Source organism: Bradyrhizobium sp. Kon37 (assembly GCF_055807535.1).
Genome location: NZ_JBVVOY010000006.1, coordinates 183,178 through 198,592 on the forward strand (window position 1 = coordinate 183,178; position 15,415 = coordinate 198,592).

A 15,415-nucleotide genomic window follows, 5' to 3' on the forward strand; every position below is an offset into this window, starting at 1 on the left:
ACGGCGCCTCCTGAAGCCGCTAACGTTGGCGGTGATCAGCAATGGAGCGAAGCTTGAGCACGGCGCCGCGCATCGACATCGACCCGGCGGCATTCTGGGCCGACCCCTATCCGATGCTCGCCAAGATGCGCAAGGAGGCGCCGATCGCCTTCGTGCCGCAGCTCGGCTCGACGCTGCTGACGAGCCGCGATGATATCTCGATCTCCGAGAAGCAGATCGACGTGTTCTCCTCGCACCAGCCCGCGGGCCTGATGAACCGGCTGATGGGCCACAACATGATGCGCAAGGACGGCGAGGCGCATCAGGTCGAGCGCCGCGCGATGTTTCCGACGGTGTCGCCGAAGACGGTGAAGGCGCACTGGGCCGCGCTGTTCCAGGCCCATGCCGACCGCATCATCGACGCGATCGAGCCCGGGCGGATCGACTTCATGCGCGACTTCGCGTTGCCGTTCTCCGGCGAATGCCTGAAGTCGATTACCGGCCTCACCAATATCGGCTTTGCGGATATGGACGCCTGGTCACAGGGCATGATCGAGGGCATCGCCAATTACAGCGGCGACGCAGCCGTCGAGGCGCGTTGCCATGCGGCGACGTCGGGCATCGATGCCGCGATCGACGACATCCTGCCGGTGATGCGCAAGCATCCCGACCAGAGCATCCTCGGCGTGCTCCTCGCGTCGGGCATGGCGATGGAGAGCGTGCGCGCCAATGTCAAACTCGCGATCTCCGGCGGCCAGAACGAGCCGCGCAAGGCGATCGCCGGCACGGTATGGGCGCTGCTGAGCCATCCCGACCAGCTCGATCTCGTGCGCAAGGGCGAGGTGACGTGGCTGCAGGCTTTCGAGGAATATGCCCGCTGGATCTCGCCGATCGGCATGTCGCCGCGACGCATCGCAAAGCCGTGGTCGATCCGCGACGTCGCGTTCGAAACCGATGAGCGCGTATTCCTCATGTTCGGCTCCGCCAATCGCGACGAGAAGCATTTTGAGCGCGCCGACCAGTTCGACGTGCGGCGTGATACGGCCAAGAGCGTCGCGTTCGGCGCCGGCCCGCATTTCTGCGCCGGCGCCTGGGCCTCGCGCGCCATGATTGCCGACGTCGCGCTGCCGACCTTGTTCGCCCGTGCCGGCCGGCTCGAGATCGCCGACGACGAACCGGTGCGGATCGGCGGCTGGGCCTTTCGCGGGCTGCAAAATCTGCCGGTGAGGTGGCTGCATTAGGCCCGCAGGGACCGGTCCATCCGCAACGCCGCCATGATGCCATCCTGCTCCTGTTTTGCCCGACGAGTCAAAGCAATTTCGGATAAGACGTAAGTCATTGTTTTCTCACGCCCCGGCTACTGTGCATGGGGTTGTTTTCGCGATTTTTTTATTCTCGGTCGGGCCGCGTGCGTTTTTCACATTCGCGTGCGGAAAAATATCCCCTGCATTCGCTCAATGGATTGAAAGATTAATCATGCGCTCCGCCACGCGCGCAGTGCTTGCATCGCTATTTTTCCGCGCGTCTCGACACCTCCGATAAGCCGCACCATCATTCCCGAACACGAATGAAGGACGGCCGCTCGCGGCCGGGAGTGTCGGATGCAACGTCGGGACTTTCTCAAACTATCCGTTGGAACTGCGGCAGCCGCCGCATTCGCTTCGCACGCCAATGCGCAAGCAGCGTCACAAGGCGCGGTGAAGGACATTCGTATCGGCTACCAGAAGACTGGCGTGCTGGTTATCACGCGTCAGCAGGCCGCCCTGGAAAAACATTTCGCGCCCTTGGGCATCGACGTGAAATGGGTCGAGTTCTCGTCGGGGCCTCCGATGATGGAGGCGATGAATGTCGGCAGCGTCGATTTCGGTGCGGTCGGCGATTCCCCGCCGGTGTTCGCCCAGGCCGCGGGCGCCGCGATCGTCTATGCCGCCGGCCAGCCCATCACCAACGGACAGGGCATCCTGGTGCCGAAGGATTCGCCGATCCGCGCCATCGCCGACCTGAAGGGCAAGCGCGTCGGCTTCACCAAGGGCTCCAGCGCCCACAACATCGTGGTGCAGACGCTGGAGAAAGCCGGCCTCACCTATGCCGACATCACGCCGGTCTATCTGACGCCGCCGGATGCCGGCCCGGCCTTTGCCAATGGCAGCATCGATGCCTGGGCGATCTGGGATCCCTACTTCGCGATCGGCGAGACCAAACAGAGCGGCCGCATCCTGATCAATGCGCGCGATGTCACCAAGACCAATTCCTTCTTCATCGCCAACCGCGATTTCGCGAGGAACCACGGTGCCGTCTTGCAACAGATCATCGACGTGACGACCGCAGCTGGACAATGGGCCGAACAGCACCGCGATGAGGTCGCCAAATCGCTCGCCGCGATCACCGGCGTCCCGCTGGACATCCAGACCCTCGCCGCCAATCGCGCGAATTTCGTGGTCGGTCCCGTCACCGACGACATCGTCACGACCCAGCAGGGCGTCGCCGACCGCTTCCATAAGCTCGGGCTGATCCCGAAGCCGATCGTGATCCGCGACATCGTCTGGCGCAACCCGGCGGCCTGATCGTGCCAACCAATCTCCCCATTTCAAAGGGTTTGAACATGAGGCGTATCATCCAGCGTCTGATCGCGGCCATCGTGCTGTCGATCGGTATCGTCGCCGCCGCGGTCGGCACCTCCTACGGTCAGGACAAGGTGGTCCGCATCGGCTACCAGAAATACGGCAAGCTGGTGCTGCTCAAGAGCAAGGGCACGCTGGAGCCGAAGCTCGCCGCCGACGGCTACAAGGTGGTGTGGACCGAATTCCCGTCCGGCCCGCCACTGCTCGAGGCGCTCAATGTCGGCGCGATCGATTTCGGCAACACCGGCGAAGCCCCGCCGATCTTCGCACAGGCTGCCGGCGCGCCGATCCAGTATGTCGCCTACGAGCCGCCGGCGCCGAAGGGCGAGGCGATCCTGGTGCCGAAGGACAGCTCGTTGAAATCGGTCGCCGACCTCAAGGGCAAGAAGGTCGCGCTCAACAAGGGCTCCAATGTCCACTACCTCCTGGTCAAGGCGCTGGAGAAAGCCGGCGTCAAATATTCCGAGATCGAGCCGGTGTTTCTGGCGCCAGCCGATGCGCGCGCTGCCTTCGAGCGCGGCGCAGTCGATGCGTGGGTGATCTGGGATCCGTTCCAGGCCGCCGCGGAAGCGGCGACCGGCGCGCGCACGCTCGCTGACGGCACGAACATTGTCGCCAACTACCAGTTCTATTTTTCCTCGAAGAAATTCCTCGAAGCCCATCCCGAGATCGTCGACGCCGTGCTGGCCGAGCTGAGCGCGGTCGATGATTGGGCCAAGGGCGACATCCACGCGGTTGCCGAGCAGCTGGCGCCGGCGATCGGCCTGTCAGTCCCGGTGGTCGAGGTCGCGCTGAAGCGGCAATCCTATGGCATCAAGCCGCTGACCGATGCCGTCATCGCCGATCAGCAGCAGGTTGCGGACGCGTTCTTCGCGCTCAACCTGATCCCCAAATCCATCAAGATTTCCGACGTGGCGCGGAGGCCAGGTTCATGAGCAAGCAAGCGAACGCCAACATCCTCTGGTTCCTGCCGACCCACGGCGACGGCCGCTATCTCGGCACCGGCATCGGCGGCCGCGAGGTCAATTTCAACTATCTGCGCCAGATCGCGCAGGCCGCCGACCAGCTCGGCTATTTCGGCGTGCTGCTGCCGACCGGGCGGTCTTGCGAGGATTCCTGGATCGTCGCCTCTTCGGTCGCGCCGTTCACCGAGCGGCTGCGCTATCTCGTGGCGGTCAGGCCCGGCCTGCAATCGCCGAGCGTGGCCGCGCGCATGACCGCGACGCTCGACCGCATCACCAACGGCCGGCTCCTGGTCAACGTCGTCACCGGCGGCGATCCCGTCGAGAACAAGGGCGACGGCATCTTCCTCGCCCATGACGAGCGCTACGAGGTCACCCGCGAGTTCCTCAGCGTCTACAGCGAGCTGCTCGCCGGCAAGACCGTCAATGTCGAGGGCAAGCACATCCATGTCGAAGGTGGCAAGCTGCTGTTTCCTCCGGTGCAGTCGCCGCGTCCGCCGCTCTATTTCGGCGGCTCGTCGGATGCCGGCATCGACGTCGCCGTCGACACCGTCGACAAATATCTGACCTGGGGCGAACCGCCGGCCTTGGTCGCCGAGAAGATCGCGAAGGTGAGGGAGGTCGCAGCGGCTCGCGGTCGAAAACTATCCTTCGGCATCCGGCTCCACGTGATTGTCCGCGAAACCAATGACGCGGCCTGGCGTGCGGCCAATGAGCTGATCAAGCATGTCAGCGACGAGACCATCGCGACCGCTCAGAAGAACTTTGCGCGGATGGATTCGGTCGGCCAGCAGCGCATGGCGCAGCTCCATGGCGGCAAGCGCGACAAGCTCGAGATCGCCCCGAACCTGTGGGCCGGCGTCGGCCTCGTGCGCGGCGGCGCCGGCACGGCGCTGGTCGGCGACGCCCAGACGGTCGCGGCCCGCATCAAGGAGTATCAGGACATCGGTATCGATACCTTCATCATGTCGGGCTACCCGCATCTGGAGGAAGCCTATCGTTTCGCCGAGCTGGTGTTCCCGCTGCTCTCGCTGGAGCAGCCCAGCAACGTGACCAGGCTGCACTTCAACGGTGGTCCCTTCGGCGAGACGGTCGGCAGCGATTATCGTCCGCAGCAGCAGGTGTCGCAATCATGAGCCTGATCGACAGCGTTTCACTCCCGCGCAGTTTGCGCCTGCCGCGCGTGGACGGCCTGATCCAGTGGATCGTGCCGCTCGCCATCATCGCGATCTGGCAGGTCGCCAGCGTCACCGGCTTCGTGCCGACGCGGGTGTTGCCGGCACCGAGCGATGTTTTGCTTGCGGGCTGGAAGCTGCTGCTCTCCGGCGAGCTCGTGCGCAACATCTGGGTCTCGTTCTGGCGCGCCTCGATCGGCTTCCTGATCGGCGGCAGCATCGGCTTTGCCTTCGGCCTCGCCAACGGCCTGTCGCAGCTGTCGTCAAAGCTCACGGATACGACGCTGCAGATGGTGCGCAACGTGCCGCATCTGGCGCTGATCCCGCTGGTGATCCTGTGGTTCGGCATCGATGAGAGCGCGAAGCTGTTTTTGGTCGCGCTCGGCGTGTTCTTCCCGATCTACCTCAACACGCTGCACGGCATCCGCACGGTCGACCCGCAGCTGATCGAGATGGGCCGCATCTACGGCATGACCGACGGAGAGTTGTTCCGCCGGGTGATCTTCCCGGGCGCGCTGCCCTCGATCTTCGTCGGCATCCGCTTCGCGCTCGGCATCATGTGGCTGACCCTGATCGTCGCCGAGACCATCGCGGCGTCTTCGGGGCTGGGCTACATGGCGATGCAGGCGCGCGAGTTCATGCTGATAGACGTCGTGGTGCTCTCGATCCTGATCTACGCGCTGCTCGGCAAGCTCGCCGACAGCGCCTCCCGCGTGCTGGAGCGCCTGACGCTCTCCTGGCACCCCGCTTATTGGAAACGCTGAGCAGACATACTGGGAATCACATGCAGACAGCCCTTCGTACCTCCCTTTCGAACACCGAACTCGCCCCCCGCGCCAACTTCGCGCCACACGCCCGCGTGGTGCGCGAGGAGCGCCCGGTGCAAACGAGCGGCCTGCCGCTCAGCATCCGTGGCCTGCGCAAATCCTACGGCGACAACGAGGTGCTGCGCGGCATCGACCTGCATATCCCGCCCGGCCAGTTCGTTGCCATCGTGGGCAAGAGCGGCTGTGGCAAGAGCACGCTGCTGCGCCTCATCGCGGGTCTGGAGAAGTTCGACGCCGGCAGCATCTCGCTCGGCGACGCCGTGAAGCCCGAGGATATTCGCGTGATGTTCCAGGAGCCGCGGCTGTTGCCTTGGGCCCGCGTTCTCTCCAATGTCGAGGTCGGCCTCGGCCGCGATCGCGCTTCGTCCGACGCGCATTCGCGCGCGGAGAAGGCGCTGACCGAAGTCGGACTGACCGACAAGCGCGACCAGTGGCCCTCGGTGCTGTCGGGCGGCCAGAAGCAGCGCGTAGCCCTTGCCCGCGCGCTGGTCTCGCGCCCCCGTGTGCTTGCCTTCGACGAGCCGCTTGGCGCGCTGGACGCGTTGACCCGCATCTCGATGCAGCGGTTGCTGGAGCGGGTCTGGCGCGACCAGGGCTTTACCGCGATCCTGGTGACCCACGATGTCGCCGAGGCGGTCGCGCTGGCCGACCGGGTGCTGGTGATCGAGGAAGGGCGGATCGCCCATGACGTCGTGGTTAACACGGCCCGGCCCCGCGAACGCGGCTCGGCCGAGCTCGCGGGTCTCGAAGGCTCGATCCTGAGCCACCTTTTGTCGGCGGACGATCGTACCTAGATAGAGAGGGACCCCCGCTTGGGGACGATGCCATGAATGTAGTGCCCCGCGATCTCATGACCGAAAATGTCGTCTCCTCCGCCGATTTCCGCGGCGCCATGCGCCATCTCACCGGCGGCGTCAGCGTCATCACCGCCGGACGGGGCAAGGAGATCACCGGCATGACCGTCACCTCGGTCAGCTCGTTCTCGGTCGATCCGCCGACGCTGATCGTCAGCATCAACCGCGACGCCTCCTCCTTCCCGCTGATCCGCCGCCACGGCGCTTTCGGCGTGAACATCCTCGCGGCCGATCAGCTCGACATCGCCGAGCGCTTTGCCGGCAAGGGCGGGCTCAAGGGTGCCGATCGTTTCGCGGGCGCCAGATGGGTCACCGCAGTCTCGGGTGTTCCGCTGCTGGTCGGCGCATTGTCCGCCGTCGATTGCGAAGTCGAGGAGATCTTCGAGCGCCATTCGCATGGGATCATCATCGGGCGGGTGCGAGACGTCAGGAATTCGAGCCGCAACGCTGCGCTGGCCTATTGGCATGGTCAGTATGTGGCGGTGGATCAGGACGAAGACGCACTCCGGCTTGCGGACGTCAGCGTTCCCACCCAGGTCCGGCGCGGCATTTGATCGCCGCCGGCCACAGACCGTGCAGGCTGGCCTTTTCCCCGTCATCGCTCTAGAAGCGCTGCCTGAGCCTCCCGCCGGGACAGCAATGGAGCGCAATGATGAAACGCGTCGCGACCTGGGCCTTCTACGCGGTCGGCGCGCTCGCGATCGCCTATCTCGCGCTCTATGCCTATGCGATGTTCAGCGGCCATCCGATCGTGCCGGGCGACCCCATCCAGATCTTCCGCAGGCCGGATGCGCCGAGCTATTCGTGACGGCTCTCTCCTCGTCATGGCCGGGCTTGACCCGGCCATCCACGCTTAGCCGCGATTCCCAGAGAGACGTGGATGCCCGGGACAAGCCCGGGCATGACGGCGGAATGCGTGGCGACTACCCCCGCAAAATCGCCAGCGCCAGCGCCTGCGCGCGCGGCACGATGCTGTCGAGCTCGAGATATTCCTCCGGCGTGTGCGCGAGCCCGCCGACCGGGCCGAGCCCGCAGATGGTCGGCGTCCCGACCGCGGCCGTGAAGCCGGAATCGGCGCAGCCGCCGGAGAACTCGCCTTCAAGCGTGGTGAGACCGGCCTGCTTTGCTGCGGCCTGATAGTTCTCGAACAGCGCCTTTGCCTCGGCGCTCTGCACCACCGGCACGAACTCGCCCTTGATCGTCAGCGTCGCGCTGGTGCCAGGAACGTAGGACGTCGCGATGATCGTCTCGATCGCGGCCATCACCCTCGCGCGATCGGCGGGATCGACATAACGCAGGTCGATCTGGCCTTCGGCATACGGCGCCGTGGTGTTGACGGACTGCCCGCCCGAGACCAGGCCGACATTGAGCGTGATACCCTTGTCGAGATCGGTCAGCGCGTGGATCTGGACAATCTTGTGCGCGAGCTCGCCGATCGCGCTGACGCCGGCGGCGAAATTGGCGCCGGAATGCGCGGCTTTGCCGGTGATGGCGAAATGCATGAAGATGCCGCCCTTGCGTCCCGTGACGATATTGCCGGTCGGGCGGCCCGGCTCGGAATTGAACACGGCGCGCGCGGTGCGACCTTCGCGCTCGATCACGGGCCGCGAGGAGGGCGAGCCGATCTCCTCGTCCGAGGTGATCAGCAGCTTGATCGGGTGCGGATTGCCGCCGAATTTGTGGAAGGCGGTTGCCACGAACATGTTCATGACGACGCCGGACTTCATGTCGGCAACGCCGGGACCATAGGCACGCTTGTCTTGAATCGTGAACGGACGCCGTCCGGCCTCGCCCTTGCCGAACACGGTATCGCGATGCCCCATCAACAGCACCGGCTTCTCGTTGCTGCCGGGCTTTGCCACCTCGGCGTGAATCGCATCGCCGAAAGTGCCGTGGCTTTCGCGCCGGAACGGAATGCCATGCTCGGCAAAATGCCGCTCGAACCGCGACCCGACCGCATCGACGCCCTCCTTGTCATAGGATCCGGAATCGATGTTCACGACATCGCGCAGCAGGTCGATCATCGCCTGCCGCTGCGTCGCCAGCCAGTCCGTGATTTGAGCTTCAGACATGTTTACCTCGCGTGGTTCTCACGCGGGTTTATAGGGCCTTGCAGGGGCTTGACCTAGTCGCCGGATGCGGTGCGGCCATGTGTTCAGTCCCGTAGCCCGGATGGAGCGAAGCGAAATCCGGGAATCCCGATTGCTGAGCTACCCCCCGGATTACGCTTCGCTCCATCCGGGCTACGAGACCGTTCCTTGTATCGCACAAAAGAAAATGCCCGAGGACCAGCCCCGGGCATTCGCATTCTCTCAATCAGCGTAGCGCGCCTACGCCCCCACCATCGGCATCCTCGGATATTCACCCGGGGTGCCGGCTGGCGTGATCGGAATGCCGCCGTCGGAATATTCGTTGAGCTTGTTGCGCAGCGTACGGATCGAGATGCCCAGGATATTGGCGGCATGGGTCCGGTTGCCGAGGCAGTGCTTCAGCGTCTCCAGGATCAGGTCGCGCTCGACGTCCGCGACGGTGCGGCCGACCAGGGCCCGCGTCACCTGCTCGGCGGCCATGGTGGCATGCGCCACGGCCGGCACGGTTTTGGCGAGGTCGAGGCGGTCGCCGTCGGGCGTGAGGATCGCATCGGCGCCGATCTCGTCGCCCTGCGCCATCAGGACCGAACGGTGCATGGTGTTTTCGAGTTCGCGGACGTTGCCCTGCCAGCGGTTGGTGGAGAGCACGCGGCGCGCTTCCGCCGAGATCGGGCGCACCGGCACGCCGTTGGCTTCGGCGTATTTCTTCACGAAGTGCTGGGCGAGCTCGAGAATGTCGGCGGGACGGTCGCGCAGCGGCGGGATCTTCAGATTCACGACGTTGAGCCGGAACAAGAGGTCCTCGCGGAACGTGCCCTCGCGCACCGCGTCCACCAGGTTGCGGTTCGAGGTCGCGATGATGCGGATGTCCACCGGGACGGGCTTGGTGCCGCCGACACGGTCGATCACGCGCTCCTGGATGGCGCGGAGCAGTTTCGATTGCAGGCGGACGTCCATCTCCGAGATTTCGTCGAGCAGCAGCGTGCCGCCGGTTGCCTCCTCGAACTTGCCGATACGGCGGGCGATCGCGCCGGTGAAGGCACCCTTCTCGTGGCCGAACAGCTCGGACTCCAGCAGATGCTCGGGGATCGCGGCGCAGTTGATCGAGATGAACGGGCGCTTGGCCCGTGCCGAGCGGGTGTGGACGTAGCGGGCCAGCACTTCCTTGCCTGTCCCGGACTCGCCGGTGATCATCACCGAGGCGTCCGAGCCCGCGATCTGCTGCGCGAGCTTGATCACCTTGGCCATCGCCTCGTCGCGATAGACCAGCTCGCGGGAATCGTTGGCGACGGCAGCCAGCACCGCCGCGATCAGTTCCGGGTCCGGCGGCAGCGGGATGTATTCCTTGGCGCCGGCATGGATCGCGGCAACCGCGGCGCGGGCGTCGTTGGTGATGCCGCAGGCGACGATCGGCGCGTGGATGTGCTCGGCCTCCAGACGCATCACGAGGTCGCGGATGTCGAGGGCGACGTCCACCAGCAGCAGGTCGGCGCCCTTGCCGCCGCGCAGCACGCGCATCGCCTGTTCGTTATCCTCGGCGTGGGTCACGGTGGCGCCGTTCGCCATCGCGATCTTGGTGGCGGTGGTGAGCTGGCCCTTCAATGTGCCAACGATGAGAAGCCGCATGTCAGTCTCCTGTCCGTCTGGTCGCGCTGCCGCGCGTCGTCGCCTTAGGCGCGTTCAGTCTTGATGATTTCAGTCATGGTCACGCCGAGCTTGTCCTCCACCAGGACGACTTCGCCGCGGGCGACCAGCTTGTTGTTGACGTAGATGTCGATGGCTTCGCCGACGCGCCGGTCGAGCTCGAGCACGGTCCCGGGTCCGAGCTTCAACAGCTCGCTGACGTCCATCTTGGAGCGGCCGAGCACGGCCGAGACCTGCACCGGCACGTCGAACACGGCCTCGAGGTCGGCGGCGGCGCGCGTCGCATATTCGTCCTCGTTGTAGCTGACGTCGGTGCCGGTAGGCGGCATCGGGCCGTTGAGATCGGGCAGCGGGACCTGTCCGTCAGTGTCGCTCATGGTTTAACTCCCCCTGCGGGACGCAACGTAGCGCCCCACCATTTCGTCGATCTTGGCCGCGATGGCGGCGCGCTCCAGCACGACGCCGCCATCGGCCCATTCGATCCGGCAGTCGCCGGTAGCAATCTCGGGCTCGGCCAGAATCACCAGCCGGCCTTCAAAGCCGTTCTGCCTGGCCAGCCGCTCGATGTTCTCGCGCGCGGCATCGTAGAGCGCGTCGTTGATGCGGACGACGAGATGCGGCGTCGCGACCAGATGCGAGAAGCAGTCCTTGACCAGCGCGACGATCTCGCCGAGCGGCTCGGCGGCGACCAGATCGGCGCACAGCTTGCGCGCCACCGCGACCGCGACGTCGACCGCCTCGGTCTCCATCTTGGATTCGATGTTGCCGATGCCCGAAGCGATGCCCCGGATGGCGATGTTGATCTCTTCCATGGCGAGCGCGACACGGCGGTCGCTCTCGGCCTTGGCCTCGCGCTGACCGGCGGCGAAGCCGTCCTGATAGGCGCGCGCCTCGGCTTCCGCGACCTTCTGGGCGATCTCGGCCGCGGTTGCGGCCTTCTCGCGCGTCCGGTCGGGCGCGGCGAAGTCGTTGTCGAACAGGAATTTCGCCGGGGCGGCCATCAGTACACCAGCTCGTCGTCGGCGCGGTTCTTGGTCAGCATGATCTCGCCCTTGGCGGCGAGGTCCTTGGCGAGGTTGACCAGCAACGCCTGGGCCTCATCGACGTCGCGCAGGCGGACCGGACCCATCGCCGCCATGTCGTCCTGGAGCATTTTGGCCGCACGCGAGGACATATTGCCGAAGAAGAAGTTGCGGACGTCCTCATTGGCGCTCTTGAGCGCGACGCCGAGCTTGTCCTTGTCGACGTTGCGCATCAGGGTCTGGGCGGAGCCGGAATCCAGCTTCACGAGATCGTCGAAGGTGAACATCAGCGCCTTGATGCGCTCGGCCGATTCGCGGTTGTCCTCTTCCAGCGAGGTGATGAAGCGGGTCTCGGTCTGGCGGTCGAAATTATTGAAGATTTCCGCCATCACCTCGTGGGCGTCGCGTCGGCGGGTCTGGGACAAATTGGACATGAATTCGGTCCGCAGCGTCTTCTCCACGCTCTCGATCACCTCCTTCTGCACCGCCTCCATCTTCAGCATGCGGTTGACGACGTCGAGCGCCAGATCCTCGGGGAAGATGCCGAGCACGCGGGCGGCGTGTTCCGGCTTCAGCTTCGACAGCACCACCGCAATGGTCTGCGGATATTCGTTCTTGAGATAGTTGGCGAGCACCTCTTCCTGCACGTTGGAGAGCTTCTCCCACATGTTACGGCCGGCCGGGCCGCGGATTTCGTCCATGATGCCGTTGACGCGCTCGGGGGCCAGGTATTGCTGGAGCAGCCGCTCGGTGGCGTCGAAATTGCCCATCAGGGCGCCGGAGGCCGACATCCGCGAGACGAATTCGAGCAGCATGTCCTCCACGGTGTCGACCTCGACGGTGCCGAGCGTCGACATTTCCAGCGAGAGCTGGCGCACCTCGTCGTCGTCGAGCAAGCCCCAGATCTTGCCGCCATATTGCTCGCCGAGCGCCAGCATCAGGATCGCGGCGCGCTTCGGCCCCGCCACCGCGTCGACCTTTGCGCCTCCGCGGCTGCCGGCACGCTGACCGAGCGTGGAGATCACGCTGGTGATGTCGTTGGAATTGGCGTTTTGCAGGGCAGCGGCCATGTCAGATCACTTCTCGATTATTTTGCGGGTTCGGTCAGCCATTGGCGGATGATGGCGACCGTCTCGTTGGGATTGCGCTCGGCGAGTTCGCCGACGCGATGGACGGATTGGGCATGGACCTGGCCCTGGACGGTGGCGACGTCGATCGCGCTCGCAGCACCGCTCGGCAGGAGCGGCTGGCTGGCGGGCGCGGCCTCGTCGCTCGCCGGACCGGTGAGGACGCCGGAGATGGCGGCTGCGACTTCGTCCGATGCCAGGATGCGCTTGACCAGCGGCCGGATGACCAGGAACAGCACGACCAGGCCGAGCAGCATCATCACGCCAAGCTCGACGAAGTACATGACGTCGTCCTTGGTGAACTGGAGCATGCCGAGCAAGCCGCTCGGCTCCGCGATCGGGGTGGTGGACGGGGCGTCGGCAAAGCGCAGATTGACGACCTCGACCTGGTCGCCGCGCTTCTGGTCGAAGCCGATCGCCGATCGCACCAGCGTGGCGATGCGGTCGAGCTGCTCCTTGGTACGGTCCTGGTAGGCCAGATCGCCCTTCTCGTTCTTGGAGTAGATGCCGTCGACCAGCACCGCGACCGAGATGCGGTTGACCCGGCCGGCCTCGGTCACCTCGGTCTTGGTGGTGCGGGAGATCTCGTAATTGTTGGTCTCTTCGCTCTTCTTGCTCTGGTCCTTGGCCGCGACGCCGCCGTTCTGCTGGTTGCCCGGCAACTCGTTGTTGACGGTGACCTGGCCGTTGTTGTCGGCGGTCATGCTCTGCTCTTCGCGGGTCTGGCTCGAGCGCAGCACGCGGCCTTCGGGATCGTACTTGTCCGAGGTCTGGGTGATCTTGTTGAAGTCGAAATCGGCGGAGAGCTGGACCCGGGCGCGTCCCGTCCCCACCACGGAGGAGACGATGTCCTCGACTTGCTTGCGCATCCGCTTCTCGAAGGCGGTGCGGCGCTCGTCGCCCATCGCCTGCTCCGGATCGGTCTGGGCGCCGTCGGCGAGCAGCTGCCCGGTCTCATCGACGATCGAGACCCGCTGCGGCTTCAGCCCGTTCACGGCCGAGGCCACGAGGTGGCGGATGGCGCGGATCTGCTGGGCTTCCAGCGCGCCGCGGACCCGAACCACGATCGAGGCCGACGGCTCCGGCGCCTCGCGCGAGAACAGCGGGCGCTCGGGCAGCACCAAATGGACGCGGGCGGCCTGGATGCGGTCGATGGCGCGGATGGTGCGGGCCAGCTCGCCTTCCAGCGCGCGGAGATGGTTGATGTTCTGGACGAAAGAGGTGGTGCCGAGCGCATCCGACTTGTCGAACACCTCGTAGCCGACGCCGCCGCCCTTGGGCAGGCCGCCCTCGGCGAGCTTCATCCGCAGGCGGGTGACCTTGTCCTTGGGCACCATGATGATGGTGCCCTCGTTGCGCAGCTCGAACTGGATGCCCTGGCGCTCCAGGTCCTTGATGATGCCCGAGGAGTCCTCGACGCTGAGGTCGGTGAACAACGTCGTCATCTGCGGCGTGGTGACGCGCATGATGACGAACGCAAAGAAGCCGACGAGCGCGGCGGTGACCGCGATCATCGCCCCGAACCGGGCGGCTCCAATACCCTTCAGAAAGTCCGCAAGACCTTGCAAGCAACCGCCCCGACAGATTCGGCTGCTTTCACAGGAAAGGCCGACTGGGCAATTATTGCCTAGGTGATGGTTTCGATATGGTTAACGAAGGTTAAGAGCTGCGACAAAAGTCGCGCCAAAACGAAACATGAAAAAAATCGGCCTCGCAAGGCGAGGCCGATTTTCGTCAAAAGCCGCAGATTTCCGGATTGCCTACTGGCGATATTGCTGGATACGGGTGGTACGAAGTCCCGCCAGACCATGCTGGTCGATCGAAAACTGCCAGGAGAGGAATTCGTCAACCGTCAGGGTATAACGGCTGCAGGCCTCCTCGAGGGAGAGAAGACCGCCACGGACTGCGGCGACGACCTCGGCCTTGCGGCGGATGACCCAGCGTTTGGTGCCGGGTGCAGGCAGATCCGCAATCGTCAACGGACTACCGTCCGGCCCGATGACGTATTTTACCCTCGGGCGATGGGGTTCTGTCATGGCGTACTCACAAACTCTCAACCACTGAACTCACTCAGGAACCCTACGCCCGCCGGCTTAAAAATCCGCTAAGCCTAAGGCTTCAATACAATTCTCGTTGAAAATGGCTGGAACGCAGCCGTCTCGACCGGCGGGACGGTGCGTCCGGGCGGGCCGAGGGGGGTGTTCGTAAATACTTTACTAACGAACGAGGCCTGCGGGGTGTCGCAAGGCCCTCAACGTCGTCCTGGCGAACGCCAGGACCCAATACCCCAGGGAGTAGTCGCTACGACGACTCGGGGTTACTCTCTCGAACCAAAACGACTTTCGGTGGCAATGGGTCCTGGCTTTCGCCAGGACGACATGGAATGTGTGGTTCGCGCGCAGCCTTTAATTACTAGCCGTCGCGATGATGCTCTTGACCTGGCTCAGGGTGTAGCTGGCGCCGTCGATGGTCAGCAGCGGCGGCGACTGGGTCAGGTCGACGGACGACACCGTGCCCTGCACCTGCGCAGCGATGCCGACATTGTTGTTGGCGACATCCTTGCCCGTGGCCGAGATCGTGTACTTGCCGTCGGGCCATTGCGTGCCGTCATTGCCCTGACCGTTCCAGGTGAACGGAACGTCGGTGCCCGCGCCGGCGGTGTATTTGCCGGTGAACACGGTCTGGCCGCTGGCATTGGCGACGGTGATGTCGACGGTGGCGTCGCTGGGCACGTTGAGATGCCAGGTTGCCGACGAGTTCGTCATGCTTGCGGTCGTGCCGTCGACCAGGGCGGTCTTGCCGACGAAGCCGAGCGCCTGGGTCGCCTGCGTGGTCTGTTGCAGGGTGACGAGCTGGGACAGCGAATCGTTGGTCTTGAGCTGCTGCTCGACGCCGGCGAACTGCACCAGCTGCTGGGTGAACTGGTTGGTGTCGAGCGGATCGAGCGGGTTCTGGTTCTGCAGCTGCGTCGTCAGCAGCGTCAGGAAGGTCTGGAAGTTTCCGGCCAGCGTCGCGCCGGTGCTCGAGCCCAGGCTCGGGTTCGACGAGGATTTCGGCAGGTCCGTCGTGCCCGAGACGACGGACGGGGCGGTGGCGGCATTCGTGGTGGTCATG

16 protein-coding genes are annotated in these 15,415 nt (G+C 64.9%); 8 read left to right on the top strand and 8 right to left on the bottom strand.

Annotated elements, in window-relative coordinates:
• The first annotated feature begins 53 nt into the window (after window positions 1–53).
• From AC0L3J_RS15800 to AC0L3J_RS15835, 8 genes are all read left to right on the top strand, one after another.
• Window positions 54–1,220, top strand: a complete 1,167-nt coding sequence (locus AC0L3J_RS15800; protein ID WP_473347604.1) for a cytochrome P450 — start codon at window positions 54–56, stop codon at window positions 1,218–1,220.
• A 360-nt stretch (window positions 1,221–1,580) separates the two neighbouring features.
• A complete protein-coding gene (locus AC0L3J_RS15805; RefSeq protein WP_473347605.1) occupies window positions 1,581–2,543 on the top strand; it encodes a sulfonate ABC transporter substrate-binding protein in 963 nt (320 codons plus the stop codon).
• Window positions 2,544–2,581: 38 nt separating this feature from the next.
• Window positions 2,582–3,535: a sulfonate ABC transporter substrate-binding protein gene (locus AC0L3J_RS15810; protein WP_473347606.1), complete on the top strand. Its 954-nt coding sequence runs from the start codon at window positions 2,582–2,584 to the stop codon at window positions 3,533–3,535.
• On the top strand, window positions 3,532–4,698 hold the full coding sequence (gene ssuD / locus AC0L3J_RS15815; protein WP_473347607.1) for an FMNH2-dependent alkanesulfonate monooxygenase: 1,167 nt from the start codon (window positions 3,532–3,534) through the stop codon (window positions 4,696–4,698). Before AC0L3J_RS15810 ends, ssuD begins: the two co-directional genes overlap by 4 nt.
• Complete coding sequence (ssuC, locus tag AC0L3J_RS15820; RefSeq protein ID WP_473347608.1) at window positions 4,695–5,501, top strand: aliphatic sulfonate ABC transporter permease SsuC; 807 nt, start codon at window positions 4,695–4,697, stop codon at window positions 5,499–5,501. Before ssuD ends, ssuC begins: the two co-directional genes overlap by 4 nt.
• 20 nt (window positions 5,502–5,521) lie before the next feature.
• Complete coding sequence (locus AC0L3J_RS15825) at window positions 5,522–6,358, top strand: ATP-binding cassette domain-containing protein (protein WP_473347609.1); 837 nt, start codon at window positions 5,522–5,524, stop codon at window positions 6,356–6,358.
• A gap of 32 nt (window positions 6,359–6,390) precedes the next feature.
• Window positions 6,391–6,972: a flavin reductase family protein gene (locus AC0L3J_RS15830; protein ID WP_473347610.1), complete on the top strand. Its 582-nt coding sequence runs from the start codon at window positions 6,391–6,393 to the stop codon at window positions 6,970–6,972.
• A 95-nt stretch (window positions 6,973–7,067) separates the two neighbouring features.
• Window positions 7,068–7,226, top strand: coding sequence for a hypothetical protein (locus AC0L3J_RS15835; protein ID WP_018453881.1), 159 nt, complete (start codon window positions 7,068–7,070; stop codon window positions 7,224–7,226).
• Between the two features lie 115 nt (window positions 7,227–7,341).
• Here the strand turns inward: AC0L3J_RS15835 and AC0L3J_RS15840 are convergent, their stop codons facing one another.
• The 8 genes from AC0L3J_RS15840 to AC0L3J_RS15875 form a co-directional block, all read right to left on the bottom strand.
• Complete coding sequence (locus AC0L3J_RS15840) at window positions 7,342–8,490, bottom strand: M20 family metallopeptidase (RefSeq protein WP_473347611.1); 1,149 nt, start codon at window positions 8,488–8,490, stop codon at window positions 7,342–7,344.
• A gap of 258 nt (window positions 8,491–8,748) precedes the next feature.
• Complete coding sequence (gene flbD, locus AC0L3J_RS15845) at window positions 8,749–10,134, bottom strand: sigma-54-dependent transcriptional regulator FlbD (RefSeq protein ID WP_456768110.1); 1,386 nt, start codon at window positions 10,132–10,134, stop codon at window positions 8,749–8,751.
• A gap of 44 nt (window positions 10,135–10,178) precedes the next feature.
• Window positions 10,179–10,529, bottom strand: a complete 351-nt coding sequence (gene fliN, locus AC0L3J_RS15850) for a flagellar motor switch protein FliN (RefSeq protein WP_473347612.1) — start codon at window positions 10,527–10,529, stop codon at window positions 10,179–10,181.
• 3 nt (window positions 10,530–10,532) lie between these two features.
• Window positions 10,533–11,153, bottom strand: coding sequence for a FliH/SctL family protein (locus tag AC0L3J_RS15855; protein ID WP_007614077.1), 621 nt, complete (start codon window positions 11,151–11,153; stop codon window positions 10,533–10,535).
• Window positions 11,153–12,244: a flagellar motor switch protein FliG gene (gene fliG / locus AC0L3J_RS15860; RefSeq protein WP_007596158.1), complete on the bottom strand. Its 1,092-nt coding sequence runs from the start codon at window positions 12,242–12,244 to the stop codon at window positions 11,153–11,155. The genes AC0L3J_RS15855 and fliG overlap by 1 nt, the downstream gene beginning before the upstream one ends.
• A 17-nt stretch (window positions 12,245–12,261) precedes the next feature.
• Window positions 12,262–13,869: a flagellar basal-body MS-ring/collar protein FliF gene (fliF, locus tag AC0L3J_RS15865; RefSeq protein ID WP_007596157.1), complete on the bottom strand. Its 1,608-nt coding sequence runs from the start codon at window positions 13,867–13,869 to the stop codon at window positions 12,262–12,264.
• 192 nt (window positions 13,870–14,061) lie between these two features.
• On the bottom strand, window positions 14,062–14,337 hold the full coding sequence (sciP, locus tag AC0L3J_RS15870; RefSeq protein WP_002714638.1) for a CtrA inhibitor SciP: 276 nt from the start codon (window positions 14,335–14,337) through the stop codon (window positions 14,062–14,064).
• A 369-nt stretch (window positions 14,338–14,706) separates the two neighbouring features.
• Window positions 14,707–15,414, bottom strand: coding sequence for a flagellar hook assembly protein FlgD (locus tag AC0L3J_RS15875; protein ID WP_456768113.1), 708 nt, complete (start codon window positions 15,412–15,414; stop codon window positions 14,707–14,709).
• Between the last annotated feature and the right edge of the window lies 1 nt (window position 15,415).